Origin of the sequence: Streptomyces sp. NPDC047869 (assembly GCF_040704065.1) — a bacterium.
In the GTDB taxonomy this organism is placed as follows: Bacteria; Actinomycetota; Actinomycetes; order Streptomycetales; family Streptomycetaceae; genus Streptomyces.
The window spans coordinates 164,070-178,792 of sequence record NZ_JBEYRK010000003.1; the positions used below are offsets into that span (position 1 = coordinate 164,070).

At 72.8% G+C, this 14,723-nt stretch carries 13 protein-coding genes; 7 read left to right on the forward strand and 6 right to left on the reverse strand.

Annotation, left to right across the window (positions count from 1 at the left end):
• Positions 1-5 precede the first annotated feature (5 nt).
• Genes iolD through iolC form a run of 4 tightly spaced genes read right to left on the reverse strand, consistent with a single transcriptional unit; the run spans position 6 to position 4,622 of the window.
• Complete coding sequence (gene iolD / locus AB0924_RS05485) at positions 6-1,883, reverse strand: 3D-(3,5/4)-trihydroxycyclohexane-1,2-dione acylhydrolase (decyclizing) (RefSeq protein WP_358931584.1); 1,878 nt, start codon at positions 1,881-1,883, stop codon at positions 6-8.
• Positions 1,880-2,704, reverse strand: coding sequence for a 5-deoxy-glucuronate isomerase (gene iolB / locus AB0924_RS05490; protein ID WP_358931586.1), 825 nt, complete (start codon positions 2,702-2,704; stop codon positions 1,880-1,882). Before iolB ends, iolD begins: the two co-directional genes overlap by 4 nt.
• 8 nt (positions 2,705-2,712) lie before the next feature.
• Positions 2,713-3,645 (reverse strand): deoxyribose-phosphate aldolase, encoded by a 933-nt coding sequence (locus AB0924_RS05495; RefSeq protein ID WP_366910713.1) that lies wholly within the window; start codon positions 3,643-3,645, stop codon positions 2,713-2,715.
• Positions 3,646-3,656: 11 nt separating this feature from the next.
• Positions 3,657-4,622 carry a 5-dehydro-2-deoxygluconokinase gene (gene iolC, locus AB0924_RS05500; protein ID WP_358931590.1) on the reverse strand — a complete coding sequence of 322 codons (966 nt, stop codon included), beginning with the start codon at positions 4,620-4,622 and terminating at the stop codon, positions 3,657-3,659.
• Positions 4,623-4,767: 145 nt separating this feature from the next.
• On the opposite strand from iolC, the gene AB0924_RS05505 reads away from it, so the two are divergent.
• From AB0924_RS05505 to AB0924_RS05515, 3 genes are all read left to right on the forward strand, one after another.
• Positions 4,768-5,682 (forward strand): sugar phosphate isomerase/epimerase, encoded by a 915-nt coding sequence (locus AB0924_RS05505; protein WP_366910714.1) that lies wholly within the window; start codon positions 4,768-4,770, stop codon positions 5,680-5,682.
• Between the two features lie 281 nt (positions 5,683-5,963).
• Positions 5,964-6,164: a MerR family transcriptional regulator gene (locus tag AB0924_RS05510; protein WP_199210618.1), complete on the forward strand. Its 201-nt coding sequence runs from the start codon at positions 5,964-5,966 to the stop codon at positions 6,162-6,164.
• Between the two features lie 50 nt (positions 6,165-6,214).
• Complete coding sequence (locus AB0924_RS05515; protein ID WP_358931595.1) at positions 6,215-6,778, forward strand: GNAT family protein; 564 nt, start codon at positions 6,215-6,217, stop codon at positions 6,776-6,778.
• On the opposite strand, the gene AB0924_RS05520 is transcribed toward AB0924_RS05515, so the two are convergent.
• On the reverse strand, positions 6,759-7,802 hold the full coding sequence (locus tag AB0924_RS05520) for a zinc-dependent alcohol dehydrogenase family protein (protein WP_366910715.1): 1,044 nt from the start codon (positions 7,800-7,802) through the stop codon (positions 6,759-6,761). The genes AB0924_RS05515 and AB0924_RS05520 overlap by 20 nt on opposite strands.
• Positions 7,803-7,851: 49 nt before the next feature.
• On the reverse strand, positions 7,852-10,083 hold the full coding sequence (locus AB0924_RS05525; protein ID WP_366910716.1) for an MMPL family transporter: 2,232 nt from the start codon (positions 10,081-10,083) through the stop codon (positions 7,852-7,854).
• 160 nt (positions 10,084-10,243) lie between these two features.
• On the opposite strand from AB0924_RS05525, the gene AB0924_RS05530 reads away from it, so the two are divergent.
• The 4 genes from AB0924_RS05530 to AB0924_RS05545 all read left to right on the forward strand — a co-directional run bounded on the left by AB0924_RS05530 (position 10,244) and on the right by AB0924_RS05545 (position 14,571).
• Positions 10,244-10,882 carry a TetR family transcriptional regulator gene (locus AB0924_RS05530; RefSeq protein ID WP_358931601.1) on the forward strand — a complete coding sequence of 213 codons (639 nt, stop codon included), beginning with the start codon at positions 10,244-10,246 and terminating at the stop codon, positions 10,880-10,882.
• 87 nt (positions 10,883-10,969) lie between these two features.
• Positions 10,970-11,917, forward strand: coding sequence for a PrsW family glutamic-type intramembrane protease (locus AB0924_RS05535; protein WP_358931603.1), 948 nt, complete (start codon positions 10,970-10,972; stop codon positions 11,915-11,917).
• A 75-nt stretch (positions 11,918-11,992) separates the two neighbouring features.
• Positions 11,993-12,232, forward strand: coding sequence for a heavy-metal-associated domain-containing protein (locus AB0924_RS05540; protein WP_358931605.1), 240 nt, complete (start codon positions 11,993-11,995; stop codon positions 12,230-12,232).
• Between the two features lie 86 nt (positions 12,233-12,318).
• The gene (locus tag AB0924_RS05545) at positions 12,319-14,571 is read left to right on the forward strand and encodes a heavy metal translocating P-type ATPase (RefSeq protein WP_358931607.1); all 2,253 of its coding nucleotides are present in this window, start codon (positions 12,319-12,321) and stop codon (positions 14,569-14,571) included.
• Positions 14,572-14,723: the final 152 nt, after the last annotated feature.

Sequence of the window (14,723 nt, forward strand, 5' to 3'; positions counted from 1 at the left end):
TCCTTCTACAGATGGCGGCGTCGGGTCGAGACGTGCCGTTCGTACAGCTCACGCGCCTTGACCGCGGACGATCGGGTCGCGGTCTCGGCCACAGGAACATCCCACCAGGCCTGCGCCGGAGGCGCGCCCGACACAGTGTCGGACGTTTCGGTCTCCACGTAGACACATGTGGGAGTGTCGGCCGCGCGTGCCTCGGCGAGCGCCGCCCGCAGGTCCCGGACCGTCCGCGCGCGCAGCACCCGCATGCCGAGGCTGGCCGCGTTGGCGGCGAGGTCCACCGGCAGCGGGGCACCGGTGAAGGTGCCGTCGGCCGCGCGGTGACGGTAGGCGGTGCCGAACCGCTCGCCGCCCACCGACTCCGACAGGCCGCCGATCGACGCGTACCCGTGGTTCTGCACCAGCAGGACCTTGATCGCGACGCCCTCCTGGACGGCGGTCACGATCTCCGTCGGCATCATCAGATACGTGCCGTCGCCGACCAGCGCCCACACGTTTCGCCCGGGCGCGGCGAGCTTGACGCCGATCGCGGCCGGGATCTCGTAGCCCATGCAGGAGTAGCCGTACTCCAGGTGGTACTGGTCCCGGGACCTGGTCCGCCACAGCTTGTGCAGGTCGCCGGGGAGCGAGCCGGCCGCGTTCACGATGATGTCGGACTCGTCGGCCAGGGCGTCGAGGGCGCCGATGACCTGCGGCTGGGTGGGCCGTACGTCGGGCTCGTCGGCCTCGAAGCAGGCATCCACGCGCTGCTCCCAGCGCTCCTTGTCCTCGGTGTACTCGGTGACGTAGGAGCCGGCGGCCCGGTGGCCGTGCATCACCAGCGCCTCGGTGAGTTCGCCCAGGCCGCTGCGGGCGTCCGCGACCAGCGGGAGCCCGGCGAGCTTGTGGCCGTCGAAGGGCGCGATGTTGAGGTTGAGGAAGCGGACGTCCGGGTTCTCGAAGAGGGTGCCGGAGGCGGTGGTGAAGTCGGTGTAGCGGGTGCCGACACCGATGACGAGGTCCGCGGTGCGGGCCAGTTCGTCGGCGGTGGCGGTGCCGGTGTGGCCGACGCCGCCGACGTCCTGCGGGTGGTCGTGGCGCAGGGAGCCCTTGCCGGCCTGGGTGGAGGCGACCGGTATGCGGGTGGCCGCGGCGAACTCCGCGAGGGCCTCCTCGGCGCGGCTGTGGTGGACGCCGCCGCCCGCGACGACGAGCGGCCGGCGGGCCCGGCGGACGGCCTGGACCGCCTCGGCCAGCTCGGTCGGGTCCGCGCCGGGGCGCCGTACCACCCACACGCGCCGGGCGAAGAACTCCTCGGGCCAGTCGTACGCCTCGGCCTGTACGTCCTGCGGCAGGGCGAGGGTGACCGCGCCGGTCTCCACCGGGTCGGTGAGGACCCGCATGGCCTGCAGCGCGCCCGGGATCAGCTGCTCGGGCCGGGTGATCCGGTCGAAGTACCGGGACACCGGGCGCAGGGTGTCGTTGACCGAGACGTCGCCCGCGTAGGGCACCTCTAGCTGCTGCAGGACCGGGTCGGCGGGGCGGGCGGCGAAGACGTCGCCGGGGAGGAGCAGGACCGGGAGGTGGTTGACGGTGGCGAGGGCGGCGCCGGTGACCAGGTTGGTGGCGCCGGGGCCGATGGAGGTCGTGACGGCGTGGGTGGACAGGCGGTTGGACTGGCGGGCGTAGCCGACCGCCGCGTGCACCATGGCCTGCTCGTTGCGGCCCTGGTGGTACGGCATGACCTCGGCGTACTCGACCAGTGCCTGGCCGAGCCCGGCGACGTTGCCGTGCCCGAAGATGCCCCAGGTGGCGCCGATCAGCCGCCGCCGCTCGCCGTCGCGTTCGGTGTGCTGGGCGGCGAGGAAGCGGACGAGCGCCTGGGCGACGGTCAGCCTGATCGTCATCGGTAGCCCCCTGTGTTCTCTGCTTGGCCGGGGTGGAAGCGGATCCGCCACTCCCGCTTCTCGCCGGGTCCCGCCATGACGTTGAGGTAGTACATGTCGTGGCCGGGCTGGGCGATCGACGGGCCGTGCCATCCGTCGGGGACGAGGACGGCGTCGCCGGAGCGGACCTCGGCGAGGACGTCGGAGCCGCCCTCCCGCGAGGGGAATACGCGCTGGTAGCCGAAACCGTTCGGGCCGTCGATCTCGAAGTAGTAGATCTCCTCCAGCCGGGACTCCTCACCCGGCAGCTGCTCGTCGTGCTTGTGCGACGGGTAGGAGGACCAGTTGCCGCCGGGGGTGACGACCTCCACGGCGATCAGCCGGTCGCAGTCGAAGGTGTCGGCCGCCGCGAAGTTGCGTACCCGGCGGGCGCAGGTGCCGCTGCCGCGGTGTTCGACGGGGACCTCCGGCGCGGGGCCGTAGCGGGCGGGGAGTCGTCGCTCGCACTTCGCTCCTGCCAGGGCGAAGCGGCCTCCCGCGCCGGAGGCGATCTGGACCCGGGCGTCGCGGGGCGCGTACACGAAGTCGGAGACCTCGGTGAACACGCTCTTGCGCCCCAGGAGTTGGAACTCGTTTTCCTCGATTCGCACGGTACATCCGCCTTGCAACGGAAGCACGATCCATTCACTGCCCCCGGTGGTGAACGTATGGCTGCCGCCGGGTGTCAACTCCACGACACGCAGGCCGCTGTACTCCCATCCGGCGCGCTCGGGGCCGATGTCGAGGGTGTACCCGCCGTTCGCGGTGGTTCCCCGGGGCAGGTGCAGATCGGTACTGGTCATGCGGCCCCTCACAGCAGTCCGGCGGCGGTGTCCACGGCGGCGGCCACATCGCCGTCCGCCGGGTACAGCAGCGAACGGCCCACCACCAGGCCGCGCACGGTGGGCAGTTGCAGTGCGCCGCGCCACTTCTCGAAGGCGGCGGTCTGCTCCCCGGGAGAGTCGCCGACGTCACCGCCGAGGAGTACGGCCGGCAGGGTCGAGGTCTCCATGACCCGGGCCATGTCGTCGGGGTTCTCGGTGACGGGCACCTTGAGCCAGGTGTAGGCCGAGGAGCCGCCGAGGCCGGAGGCGATGGCGATGGATCTGGTGACGGCGTCGGCGGACAGGTCGTTGACCAGCCGCCCCTCGGGGGTGCGGCTGGTGATGAACGGCTCCACGAAGACCGGCAGCCGGCGGGCGGCCATGTCGTCGATGACGCGGGCGGCGGACTCCAGGGTGGTCAGAGAGCCGGGGTCGGCGTAGTCGATGCGCAGCAGCAGCTTGCCGGCGTCGAAGCCGAGCCGCTGGATGTCCTCGGGGCGGTGACCGGTGAAGCGGTCGTCCAGTTCGAAACTGGCGCCCTGCAGGCCGCCGCGGTTCATGGAGCCGAGGACGACCTTGTGGTCGAGGGCGCCGAGGAGCAGCAGGTCGTCCAGGATGTCGGCGGTCGCGAGGACGCCGTCGACGCCGGGCCTGGACAGTGCGAGGCACAGCCGCCGCAGCAGATCGGCGCGGTTGGCCATGGCGAGAGCGCGGCCGCCGGCACCGAGCGCGCCCCGGGCCGGGTGGTCAGCGGCGACGATCATCAGGCGGCCGCTCGTGGTCAGCAGCGGGCGCCGGGCGCGGCGGGCGGCGGCCTCGGCGACGGCCTCGGGGTGGTGGGTGCGGACGCGGACCAGTTCGGAGACGTCGACGGGCGGCAGCCGGGTCCCCGACCCGCCCTCGGAGTGCGTCCCCGCCACGCGGCCGGCCCTCACAGCACCGCTCCGGCTTCGAGTGCGGCGGCCACCTCGGCGGGGGTCGGCATCGCGGAGGAGCACTCCAGGCGGGAGGCGACGATGGCGCCGGCCGCGTTGGCGTACCGCATGGTCGTCTCCAGGTCCCAGCCCGCCAGCAGGCCGTGGCAGAGGGCGCCGCCGAAGGCGTCGCCGGCGCCGAGTCCGTTGAGGACGGTGACCGGCAGGGGCGGGACCTCTGCGCACTCGCCGGTCCGGTCGACGGCGAGGACGCCCTTGGGTCCCTGTTTGACCACGGCGATCTCGGCCCCGGCGGCCAGCAGGGCGCGGGCCGCCGCATGGGGTTCGCGGACGCCCGTCGCGATCTCCACCTCGTCCAGGTTGCCGACGGCGACCGTGGTGTGCCGCAGCGCCTCGGCGTAGTGGGGGCGGACCTCGTCGGGGTCGGTCCGGGCCGTGCCGTTCCAGAGAACGGGGCGCCAGTCGAGGTCGAAGACCGTCGTACCGGACCGGGCCCGGTGGGCGAGGGCCGTGAGGGTCGCCGTACGGCTCGGCTCCTCGCTCAGGCCGGTGCCGGTGACCCAGAAGATCCGGGCGGCGGCGATGGCGTCCAGGTCCAGGTCGCCGGGGTCGATCTCCAGGTCGGGCGCCTTGGGGTGGCGGTAGAAGTAGAGGGGGAAGTCGTCCGGCGGGAAGACCTCGCAGAAGGTGACCGGCGTGGGCAGTCCGGGGACCGGGGTGACCCAGCGGTCGTCGACGCCGAAACCGCGCAGGGCCTCGTGCAGATAGGTGCCGAACGGATCGTCGCCGGTACGGGTGATCACGGCCGTGCTGCGGCCGAGCCGGGCGGCGGCGACCGCGACGTTGGTCGCCGATCCGCCGAGGAACTTGCCGAAGGCCGACACCTGGGCGAGGGGGACGCCGGTCCGCAGCGGGTAGAGATCCACTCCGATCCGCCCCATGGTGATCAGGTCGTACGCCATCGGCATCCCTTCCGTGCTGTCCGGTTCACCCCGCGTATCTCCTCCCGGGCTTTCTAGTCCTGCCGGACGAACCCTGTCAATCTTTTGTCCGGACATTCGGACGACAGCTTGACACCGCTTTCCGGGCGCCCGCAGGCTGGCGGCCATGACGTCCTTGTCACCCTCCTCACTTTCCCGCATCCGGATCGGTTCGGCGCCCGACTCCTGGGGTGTGTGGTTCCCGGACGACCCGCGGCAGGTGCCCTGGCAGCGGTTCCTCGACGAGGTCGCCGGCTCGGGCTACGAGTGGATCGAGCTGGGCCCCTACGGCTATCTGCCGACCGACCCCGCGGTGCTCGCCGAGGAGACCGGCCGCCGCGGCCTGAAGGTGTCGGCCGGCACGGTCTTCACCGGCCTGCACCACGGCGCCGCCGTCTGGGAGCGGACCTGGGAACACGTCTGCGGCATCGCCGCCCTGACCCGGGCCATGGGCGCCCGCCACCTGGTCGTCATCCCGTCCTTCTGGCGGGACGACCGGACGGGCGAGACGCTGGAGCCCGACACGCTGACCGCCGGGCAGTGGCGCGACCTGACCGCGCTGACCGAACGGCTGGGGCGCGAGGTACGGGAGCGGTACGGCCTCACGGTCGTGGTCCACCCGCACGCCGACACGCACATCGACACCGAGGAGAACGTCACCCGGTTCCTCGACGGCACCGACCCCGATCTGGTGTCGCTGTGCCTGGACACCGGGCACTACGCGTACTGCGGCGGCGACAGCGTCAAGCTGATCGAGACCTACGGCGAGCGGATCGGCTATCTGCATCTCAAGCAGGTGGACCCGGAGATCCTCGCCGACGTGCGGGCCAAGGGCACGCCGTTCGGGCCGGCGGTCGCCCAGGGCGTGATGTGCGAACCGCCGTCCGGGGTGCCCGCACTGGGGCCGGTATTGGAGGCCGCCGGGCGGCTGGACGCCGATCTGTTCGCGATCGTCGAGCAGGACATGTACCCGTGCGACCCGGACCAGCCGCTGCCGATCGCCCGGCGCACCCGGGCGTTCCTGAGGTCCTGCGGAGCCTGAACGCCGACGCCGCCCCGCTCCTACCTCCCTCCTCGCGCCCCTCGTCGCCCGAACCGGACGCATCGCGCGCCACTTTGCTGCGGCCGTGTCACAAACTCCCCTTTCCTGTCACAGATGTCGCACCTACGCGGGTTCTCCGTCACACCCGGCCGACAGCCGCTTGCCCGTCGCCCCTCGGTGTCGTTCACCGGGCACAGGCTTGGTGATCACCAGCGCACCGCCCGGCTCCCCCGACGGCCGTCCCCCGGCCGCGCCGCGGCGCGCGCGGGGAGGTACGACGCATGACCGACCGAAGGCTCTGGTCCTACAAGGAGATCGCGGCTCACATCAGGGTGCAGCCGGACACCGTGCGGTCCTACCGCAAGCACGGTCTGCTGCCGCCGCCGGACCAGGTGGAGGCCGGCAAGCCCTACTGGTACGCCGACACCGTCCGCGCCTGGGTCGCCTCCCGGCCGGGCAACCGGGGCCGAAGAGCGGACTGAGCGCCGAAAACCACCTGTGCCCCACCTGCCGTGTGCGGCACAGTCGCCCCATGAGTTTCTCCGTCAAACCCGTTCTGACCGGCCGCAGGACCGTTCTGCGGCCGTTCACCGAGGCCGACGCCGATGTCATGGGGGAGATCGTCGCCGACCCCGAGGTCGTCCGCTTCACCTTCGAGCCGTCCACCGACCTGACGCCGGAGCGGCTGCGCACCTGGTACGGCTCCCGGGCCACCGCCCCCGACCGCGTCGACCTGGCCGTCACCGATCCGCAGACCGGTGAGGTGCTGGGCGAGGTCGTGCTGTACGAGTACGACGCCGTCGCCCGAAGCTGCACCTTCCGCACCCTCATCGGCCCCCGCGGCCGGGGCCGTGGCATCGGCACCGAGGCGACCCGGCTGATCGTCGCCCACGGCTTCGAATCGCTCGGCCTTCATCGCATCGAGCTGGCCGCCTGGGCCCACAACCAGCGGGCCCTGCGCGTCTACGAGAAGGCCGGCTTCGTGGTCGAGGGGGTCCGGCGGGAGGTGCAGATACGCGACGGCGAGTGGGCCGACGAGGTGATCATGGCGATCCTGGACCGTGAGTGGGCCGCGCTCAGCGCCACGGCTCGATGACGGTCACGCCCGACCCCGGCGCCGCTCCCATGGCGGCGAGGGCGGCCGGGGCCTCGTCCAGCGGGATCGTCCGCGTCACCAGCAGGTCCGGGCGCAGCGCTCCGCTGCCGACCAGGTCCAGCATCCCGGGATAGGCGTGGGCGGCCATGCCGTGGCTGCCGAGGATCTCCAGTTCCAGGGCGATGGCGCGGGCCAGCGGGACCGGTGTGGTGCCGTCGGCCGAGGGCAGCAGGCCCACCTGGACATGCCGGCCGCGGCGGCGCAGGGAGCCGACGGAAGCGGCGCAGGTGGCGGGCGAGCCGAGGGCGTCCAGGGAGAGATGGGCGCCCCCGCCGGTCAGCTCCCGCACGGCCGCCGCCGTGTCCGGTACGGCGGCGGCGTCCACCGTCGCGGCCGCGCCGAACGTCCGGGCCAGTTCGAGCGCCCGGGGCGAGACGTCCACGGCGACCACCCGGGCCCCCGCGGCGGCCGCGATCATCACCGCCGACAGCCCGACCCCGCCGCAGCCGTGCACCGCGACCCACTCCCCCGCCGCCAGCCGGCCCTGCCGCACCACCGCGCGGAAGGCGGTGGCGAAGCGGCAGCCGAGGGCGGCGGCCGTGCCGAACGCCATCGAGTCCGGCACCGCGACCAGGTTCACGTCGGCGTGGTCGAGCGCCACGTACTGGGCGAAGGATCCCCAGTGGTGGAAGCCGGGCTGGGTCTGACGCTCGCACACCTGCTGGTCGCCGGCCGCGCAGGACGGGCAGCTTCCGCAGGCGCAGACGAAGGGCACGGTGACCCGGTCGCCCGGCCGCCAGCCGGTCACCCGGGCGCCCACCGCCTCGACGACTCCGGCGAGTTCGTGCCCTGGGACGTGTGGCAGGGTGATGTCCGGGTCGTGGCCCATCCAGCCGTGCCAGTCGCTGCGGCACAGTCCCGTCGCCTCGACCCGCACCACGACCCCGTGCTCGGCCGGCTCCGGGTCCGGCACCTCCCGCACCTCGGCCGGCTCCCCGTACTTCTCGAACACCACCGCTCTCATGCGGACCACCTTCGCACGCGGTGACGCCGCTCCACACCCCGCTGTCGGCTCACACCCCCGCCGTCTCCTTCTCCGGCGCGGGCGCCGGCGCCTCGCCCTCGCTGAGCCCGAACCGCCGGTGGAAGCGGCGCAGCGGGGCGGGGGCCCACCAGGTGGCGCGGCCGGTGAGCCGCATGATCGCCGGGACCAGGAGGCTGCGGACGACCATCGCGTCCATCAGGACCGCGAGCGCGATGCCGAGGCCCAGCATCTTGGTGTTGGTCACCCGGGAGGTGCCGATGGCGACCATCACCACCGCGAGGATGACCGCCGCCGCGGTGATCAGCCCGCCGGTGCGCTGCAGCCCGTGGCGGACCGCCTCGTTGTGGTCGCCGGTGCGGTCGTACTCCTCCTTGATGCGGGAGAGCAGGAACACGCCGTAGTCCATGGAGAGTCCGAAGGCCACGCAGAACATCAGGACGGGCAGGGTGGTCTCGATGGAGCCGGGGCTGGTGAAGCCCAGCGCGCCGGACAGATGGCCGTCTTGGAAGACCCAGACCACCGCGCCGAACATCGCGGTCAGGCTGAGCGCGTTGAGCACCACGGCCTGCAGGGGTATCAGCACGCTCCCGGTGAGCAGGAAGACCAGCAGCAGGGTGACGACCGCGATGAACGCTCCCGCCCAGGGCAGGCGTTCGCCTATCGCGTGCTTGGAGTCGACCAGGACGGCGGCCGTGCCGGTCACCTCGGTGTCGAAGGGGGCCTTCAGGGAGCGCAGGTCGCCGACGAGGTTCTGGGCCGCGGTGTCGACGGCCTCGCCCTTCGGCTGGACGGTGAAGTAGCCCGTGTCGCCCTTGATCAGGGGGCCGTCGACCCGGGCGACGCCGGGCAGGGCGGCCACCCGCTGTTTCCAGTCGGCGTACTGGGCCTTGGTGGCGCCGCCCTCGGTGAGGACCTCGAGGCCGCCGCCGGGGGTGCCCGGGAAGCCGTCGCGCAGGTGCTGCTGCACCACGTGCGACTCGGCGCCCGAGGGCAGCTGGCGGTCGTCGGCGGTGCCGAACCTCACGCCGAGGAACGGCAGTCCGAGGACGACGAGGAGGACGCTGGTGCCGATCGCGAAGAGCGGGGCGCGGCGCATCACCAGCGCGGCGGTGCGCGTCCAGCCGGTGCCGCCCGTCGCCTCGGTGCCGGAGCCGGCGCTCTCCCGGCCGCGGCGGAACAGGCGCCGCAGGTCGAGGGAGTTGACCCGGTGGCCGAGCAGGACCAGCGTCGCCGGGAGCAGGATGAGGGCGGCGGCGGCGGCCAGCAGGACCACGGCGATACCGGCGTAGGCGAAGGACCGCAGGAAGTACTGCGGGAAGAGCATCATGGCGGCCAGGGACACCGCGACGGTGAGGGCGGAGAACAGCACCGTGCGGCCGGCCGTGCGCAGGGTCGTGCCGACCGCTGTCAACGGGTCGGCCCCGCCGGACAGTTCCTCCCGGTAGCGGCGGACGATGAAGAGTGCGTAGTCGATGGCCAGGCCGAGGCCGAGGGCCGTGGTGAGGTTGAGCGCGAAGACCGAGACGTCGGTGAAGGTGGTCAGGCCGCGCAGCACCGCGTTGGTGCCGAGGATGGCCACGATGCCGATACCGAGGGGCAGCAGGGCCGCGACGGCGCTGCCGAAGACCATCACCAGGAGCACCAGTGTGATCGGCAGGGCGATCATCTCGGCCCGGGTGAGGTCCTCCTTGATGATGGTCTGCATCTCGTGCCGGACGGCGACGATACCGCCGACCTTCACCCGCACCGGGCCGTGCGCGCCCCGGTAGTGGGGTGCCATGCGGTCCAGCGTCCGGCCCATGGCGTTCTCGTCGCCGGTGATGCGGGCGGCGATCAGCGCCTCGTGACCGTCCTTGGCACGCAGGCCGGGCGCCGCCGAGGGGCCGGCCTGCCAGTAGGAGCCGACGCCGGTCACGCCGCGCTCCCCGGCCAGCCGCTCGGCCAGGCCGCGGGCCTCGGCGGCGACCGCCGGGTCGTCGACGGAGGCGCGGCCGGCGTCCACCAGGAGCAGCAGATTGGGCTGGGAGTCGGGGAACTCGCGCTCCAGCGCCTTGGTGGCGTACGTCGACTCGGCGGCCGGATCCTCCCAGCCGCCGCTGCCCAGATGGTCCGCGACCCCACTGCCGGCCAGCACGGCGAGCGCGGTCAGCACCAGGGCCACCAGCAGCGACAGGCGCGGGCGGGCGGTGACGAAACGCGTCCAGCCGCCGGCCCGGGGAGGTCCGTCCCCGGGGCGCGGCGCCTTGTTGACTTCGGTCATCGTGCGGTGTCCCCTTCACCGTGACCCATGTCCGTGCAGGCAGGCGGCATGGGTCGGTCATTGCCATAAACTGGCAAACACGAGAGATCGCTCGCGTTTCACAAGAATGCGAGCGACCACTCGCGTTTGTCAATCGCCTTCGAAGGGCTGGGGATAACGCGTGTCCGACACCTCGGAGAACGAGCAGCCGCGCCGCCGTCAGGCACGCGGCGAGCGCCGCATCGCCCAGCTCCTCCAGGCCGCCGCCCAGGTCTTCTGCACCACCGGCTACACCGCCGCCAGCACCAACGCCATCGCCCGCGAGGCGGGCGTCTCGCCGGGCACGCTCTACCAGTTCTTCCCGAACAAGGAAGCGATCGCGATCGAGCTGGGCGACCGCCTGATGCACGAGATGCGGGAGACCTACGGCGAGGCGCTGGCCCCGGTCGATCCCGCCACCCCGCTGGAGGAGGCCATCGGCTCGGCCGTCGACCGGTTCATGGCCTTCAACACCGAGCACCCGGTGTTCTTCGCGCTGATGCACGGACCCGACCTGCCCGGCGGGATCACGGAGGCGCACGACCAGCTGCACGCGACCCTGATCGGCCGCGTCGAGGGCCTGCTCGCCTCACTGCTGCCCGAGGCCCCGCCGGCCGACCTCACCCGCACGGCACACGTCTGCCTCGGCATCTACAAGGCCGGACTCGAGCTGGTCCTGGCCCACGAGGGAGCCGAGCGCACCGCCTACGTGCAGGAGATCAAGAACGTGCTCGTCCGCTACCTCGAACCACTGGTGGGCGACCGGCTCGGCCGCGCCTGACCCCACAGGGTCACCCGGACTGCGACAAAAGGCGCACCTGCATAGGGTGCGGATAAATCGCCCCGCAGCAGTCCGAGGGGGACCCACGTGACCCACTCCCCGCCGCCCGGCAGGCCCCGGGCCCGCATCCCCGGCCCGCAGCAGCCGCCGCCGCCGTTCCCCCGCATCGGCGCGGGCCTGTGGCGGCGTTGCCTCAAGGGGGGCCTCGCCCTGTGGGCGCTGACCGCGGTGGCGACGTACACCACGCGCGGCGTCGCGCCGCTGCCCGCCCTCGTCCTGCTCGGCGGCTTCCTGATCCCCGTCGTCTTCGTGCTGTGGGCGTACGAGCGGCACGGCCGGGACCTGGGCGTCAGCGCGGTCCTCGGCTGCTTCCTGGCCGGCGGCGCGCTCGGGGTGCCCGGCGCCGTGCTGATGGAGTCCCATCTGCTCCACCCCTCCCTGGGGCGGTTCACCTGTGTCGCCCTGGCCGAGGAGGCGGCGAAGCTCGGCGCGCTCGCCTTCGCGCTGCGCCGGCAGCCCGGCCTGCGCGGGGCGCGGGCCGGGCTGGTGCTCGGCGCGGCCGTCGGCCTCGGTTTCGCGGCGGTGGAGAGCTGCGCCTACGCCTTCGACGCGGTGCTCCTCTCCGACGCCGCCGATCTGCGGGTGGTACTGGAGACGGAGTTCCCGCGCGAGCTGCTCGCCCCGCTCGGGCACGGACTGTGGACCGCGATCGCGGGCGCCGCGCTGCTGTCCCAGCGCCGCCCGAACGGGCGCTTCCGCCTCGCCGCGCCGGTGACCGGCACCTGGCTCGGCGTCTGCGTGCTGCACGCTGCGTGGGACGCCACGCGCGGCGTCGCCGGCCGGCTGGTGACACGGGTGTACGGCACCGAAGCCGTCCCGGGGCCGTTCGGGCAGCCGTACCTCCCGCGGACCGGCGCGGGACAGGAGCACCTGTTCACGTTGGTCTCGGCGGGCGGCCTGGTACTCGTCGCCCTGCTCGGCGTCGCCTGGGTGTGGTCGCTGGCTCCCGGAGATGCTTGGAGAAATACCCCCTAGGGGTATAGTGTGGTGAGCATGGGGGTTCCACCGCGAGCCCCACTGGCCCCACCTGCCTCGACGAGGAGTAACGACATGACCGCCCAGACCGACACTTCGGGCTCCGTCACCACCGTCTACAAGGTGACCGGCATGAGCTGTGGCCACTGCGAGGGATCCGTCTCCGGCGAGATCTCCGGGATCCCGGGTGTCAGCTCGGTGAAGGCCGTCGCGTCCACCGGCGAGGTGACCGTCGTCTCCACGGCCCCGCTCGACGACGAGGCCGTCCGCGCCGCCGTGGACGAGGCCGGCTTCGAGCTCACCGGCCGGGCCTGAGAAAACCCTCTCCCTTCCCCGACCGGGCCGTTCCGACCAGCTGATACTGGATCCGTACGGCCCGGTCCGATGTCTGGAGTCCGGACATGACCAGCACCACCGCCCAACCGGCGAGCGCGATAGGCGACACCTCAGAGGTCGAGCTGCTCATCGGCGGGATGACCTGCGCCTCCTGCGCCGCGCGGGTGGAGAAGAAGCTCAACCGCATGGACGGCGTGAGCGCCTCCGTGAACTACGCGACCGAGAAGGCGAAGGTCAACTACGCCGGAGACGTCCAGGTCGCCGACCTGATCGCGACCGTGGTGAAGACCGGCTACACCGCCGAGGAACCCCCGCCCCCGGAGCCCGAACCCGCGGCCGCCGAGACCCCCCGGGGCGCCGGCCAGGACCCGGAACTCGGCGCCCTGCGGCACCGCCTGCTGGTTTCCGCGCTGCTCGCCACCCCGGTCGTCCTGCTCGCGATGGTCCCCGTCCTGCAGTTCGACAACTGGCAGTGGCTCTCGCTCACCCTCGCCGCACCGGTCGTGGTCTGGGGCGGAGCACCCTTCCACCGGGCCGCCTGGACCAACCTCCGGCACGGCGCCGCGACCATGGACACGCTCGTCTCGGTCGGCACCCTGGCCGCCTTCGGCTGGTCGCTGTGGGCCCTCTTCTTCGGCGACGCGGGCATGCCCGGCATGCACGACGAGTTCCGGTTCACCGTCTCCCGCATGGACGGCGCCTCCACCATCTATCTGGAGGTCGCCTCCGGGGTCGTGACGCTGATCCTGCTCGGGCGCTATCTGGAGGCCCGCTCCAGGCGGCGCGCCGGGGCCGCCCTGAAGGCGCTGATGGAGCTGGGCGCCAAGGACGTGGCGGTACTGCGTGACGGGCGCGAGGTGCGGATCCCGGTGGCCTCCCTGGCCGTCGGCGACCGGTTCGTCGTCCGGCCCGGCGAGAAGGTCGCCACCGACGGCACGGTCGCCGAGGGCGTCTCCGCGGTGGACGCGTCCATGCTGACCGGCGAGTCGGTGCCGGTGGACGTCGGCCCCGGCGACCGGGTCACCGGCGCCACCGTCAACGCGGGCGGCCGGCTGGTGGTCGAGGCGACCCGGGTCGGCGCCGACACCCAGCTCGCCCGGATGGCGAAGCTGGTGGAGGACGCGCAGAACGGCAAGGCCGAGGTGCAGCGGCTCGCCGACCGGATCTCCGCCGTGTTCGTCCCGGTGGTCATCCTCATCGCGCTCGGCACCTTCGGCGTCTGGCTGGGTGTCACCGGTGACACCGTCGCCGGGTTCACCGCCGCCGTCGCCGTCCTGATCATCGCCTGCCCCTGCGCGCTGGGCCTCGCCACCCCGACCGCGCTGATGGTCGGCACCGGCCGGGGCGCTCAGCTCGGCATCCTGATCAAGGGCCCCGAGGTGCTGGAGTCCACGCGCCGCGTCGACACGGTCGTCCTGGACAAGACCGGCACGGTCACCACCGGACGGATGACCCTTCAGGAGGTGTACGCCGCTGACGGGGAGGACGAGAAGGAGCTGCTGCGTCTCGCGGGCGCCCTGGAGCACGCCTCCGAGCACCCCGTCGCCCGGGCGATCGCCGCGGGCGCCGAGGAACGCGCCGGAGAACTGCCGGCCGTCGAGCACTTCGAGAACGTGCCCGGCCGCGGCGTGCGCGGACGCGTGGCGGGCCGTGAGGTGTCCGTGGGGCGGCTGTACGACGAGCTGCCCGAGGAGCTGGCACACGCCCGGGAGGCGGCCGAGCGGGACGGGCGCACCGCCGTCACCGTCGGCTGGGACGGCCGGGCCCGCGGGGTGCTCGCCGTCGCCGACGCGGTGAAGGAGACCAGCGCGGAGGCGGTGCGCGAGCTGCGCGCGCTCGGACTCACGCCGGTGCTGCTCACCGGGGACAACCGGACGGTCGCCGAGTCGGTCGCCCGTACGGTCGGCATCGACGAGGTGATCGCCGAGGTGCTCCCCGAGGACAAGGTGGACGTCGTACGGCGGCTGCGGAGCGAGGGCCGGACCGTGGCCATGGTCGGCGACGGCGTCAACGACGCGGCCGCGCTCGCCACCGCGGATCTGGGGCTGGCGATGGGAACCGGCACGGACGCGGCGATCGAGGCCGGCGACCTGACCCTGGTCCGCGGCGACCTGCGGGTGGCCGCGGACGCGATCCGGCTCTCCCGGCGCACCCTCACCACCATCAAGGGCAACCTGGTGTGGGCCTTCGGCTACAACGTGGCCGCGCTGCCGCTGGCCGCCGCGGGACTGCTGAACCCGATGATCGCGGGCGCCGCGATGGCCTTCTCCTCGGTGTTCGTGGTGACCAACAGCCTGCGGCTGCGCGGCTTCCACTGAACTCGCACAGGGTTACCGGCGGTTAGCCGCAGTTGAAGTGGCAGTCCCCCTGGAGTCGGGCGCGAGCCTCACATAAGCTCTTCACAAGGCTCGCGCATCATCCTTACGCTTGGGTCCCGATCGTCGTATCGGGGCTCTTGCGCACCTAAAGG

What these genes read in the sequence shown, in the direction of transcription:
- iolD (WP_358931584.1), bottom strand. Translation starts at nt 1,883, where the DNA reads ATGACGATCAGGCTGACCGTCGCCCAGGCGCTCGTCCGCTTCCTCGCC.
- AB0924_RS05520 (WP_366910715.1), bottom strand. Translation starts at nt 7,802, where the DNA reads ATGAGAGCGGTGGTGTTCGAGAAGTACGGGGAGCCGGCCGAGGTGCGG.
- AB0924_RS05505 (WP_366910714.1), top strand. Translation starts at nt 4,768, where the DNA reads ATGACGTCCTTGTCACCCTCCTCACTTTCCCGCATCCGGATCGGTTCG.
- AB0924_RS05545 (WP_358931607.1), top strand. Translation starts at nt 12,319, where the DNA reads ATGACCAGCACCACCGCCCAACCGGCGAGCGCGATAGGCGACACCTCA.
- AB0924_RS05515 (WP_358931595.1), top strand. Translation starts at nt 6,215, where the DNA reads ATGAGTTTCTCCGTCAAACCCGTTCTGACCGGCCGCAGGACCGTTCTG.
- AB0924_RS05525 (WP_366910716.1), bottom strand. Translation starts at nt 10,083, where the DNA reads ATGACCGAAGTCAACAAGGCGCCGCGCCCCGGGGACGGACCTCCCCGG.
- AB0924_RS05510 (WP_199210618.1), top strand. Translation starts at nt 5,964, where the DNA reads ATGACCGACCGAAGGCTCTGGTCCTACAAGGAGATCGCGGCTCACATC.
- iolB (WP_358931586.1), bottom strand. Translation starts at nt 2,704, where the DNA reads ATGACCAGTACCGATCTGCACCTGCCCCGGGGAACCACCGCGAACGGC.
- AB0924_RS05540 (WP_358931605.1), top strand. Translation starts at nt 11,993, where the DNA reads ATGACCGCCCAGACCGACACTTCGGGCTCCGTCACCACCGTCTACAAG.
- iolC (WP_358931590.1), bottom strand. Translation starts at nt 4,622, where the DNA reads ATGGCGTACGACCTGATCACCATGGGGCGGATCGGAGTGGATCTCTAC.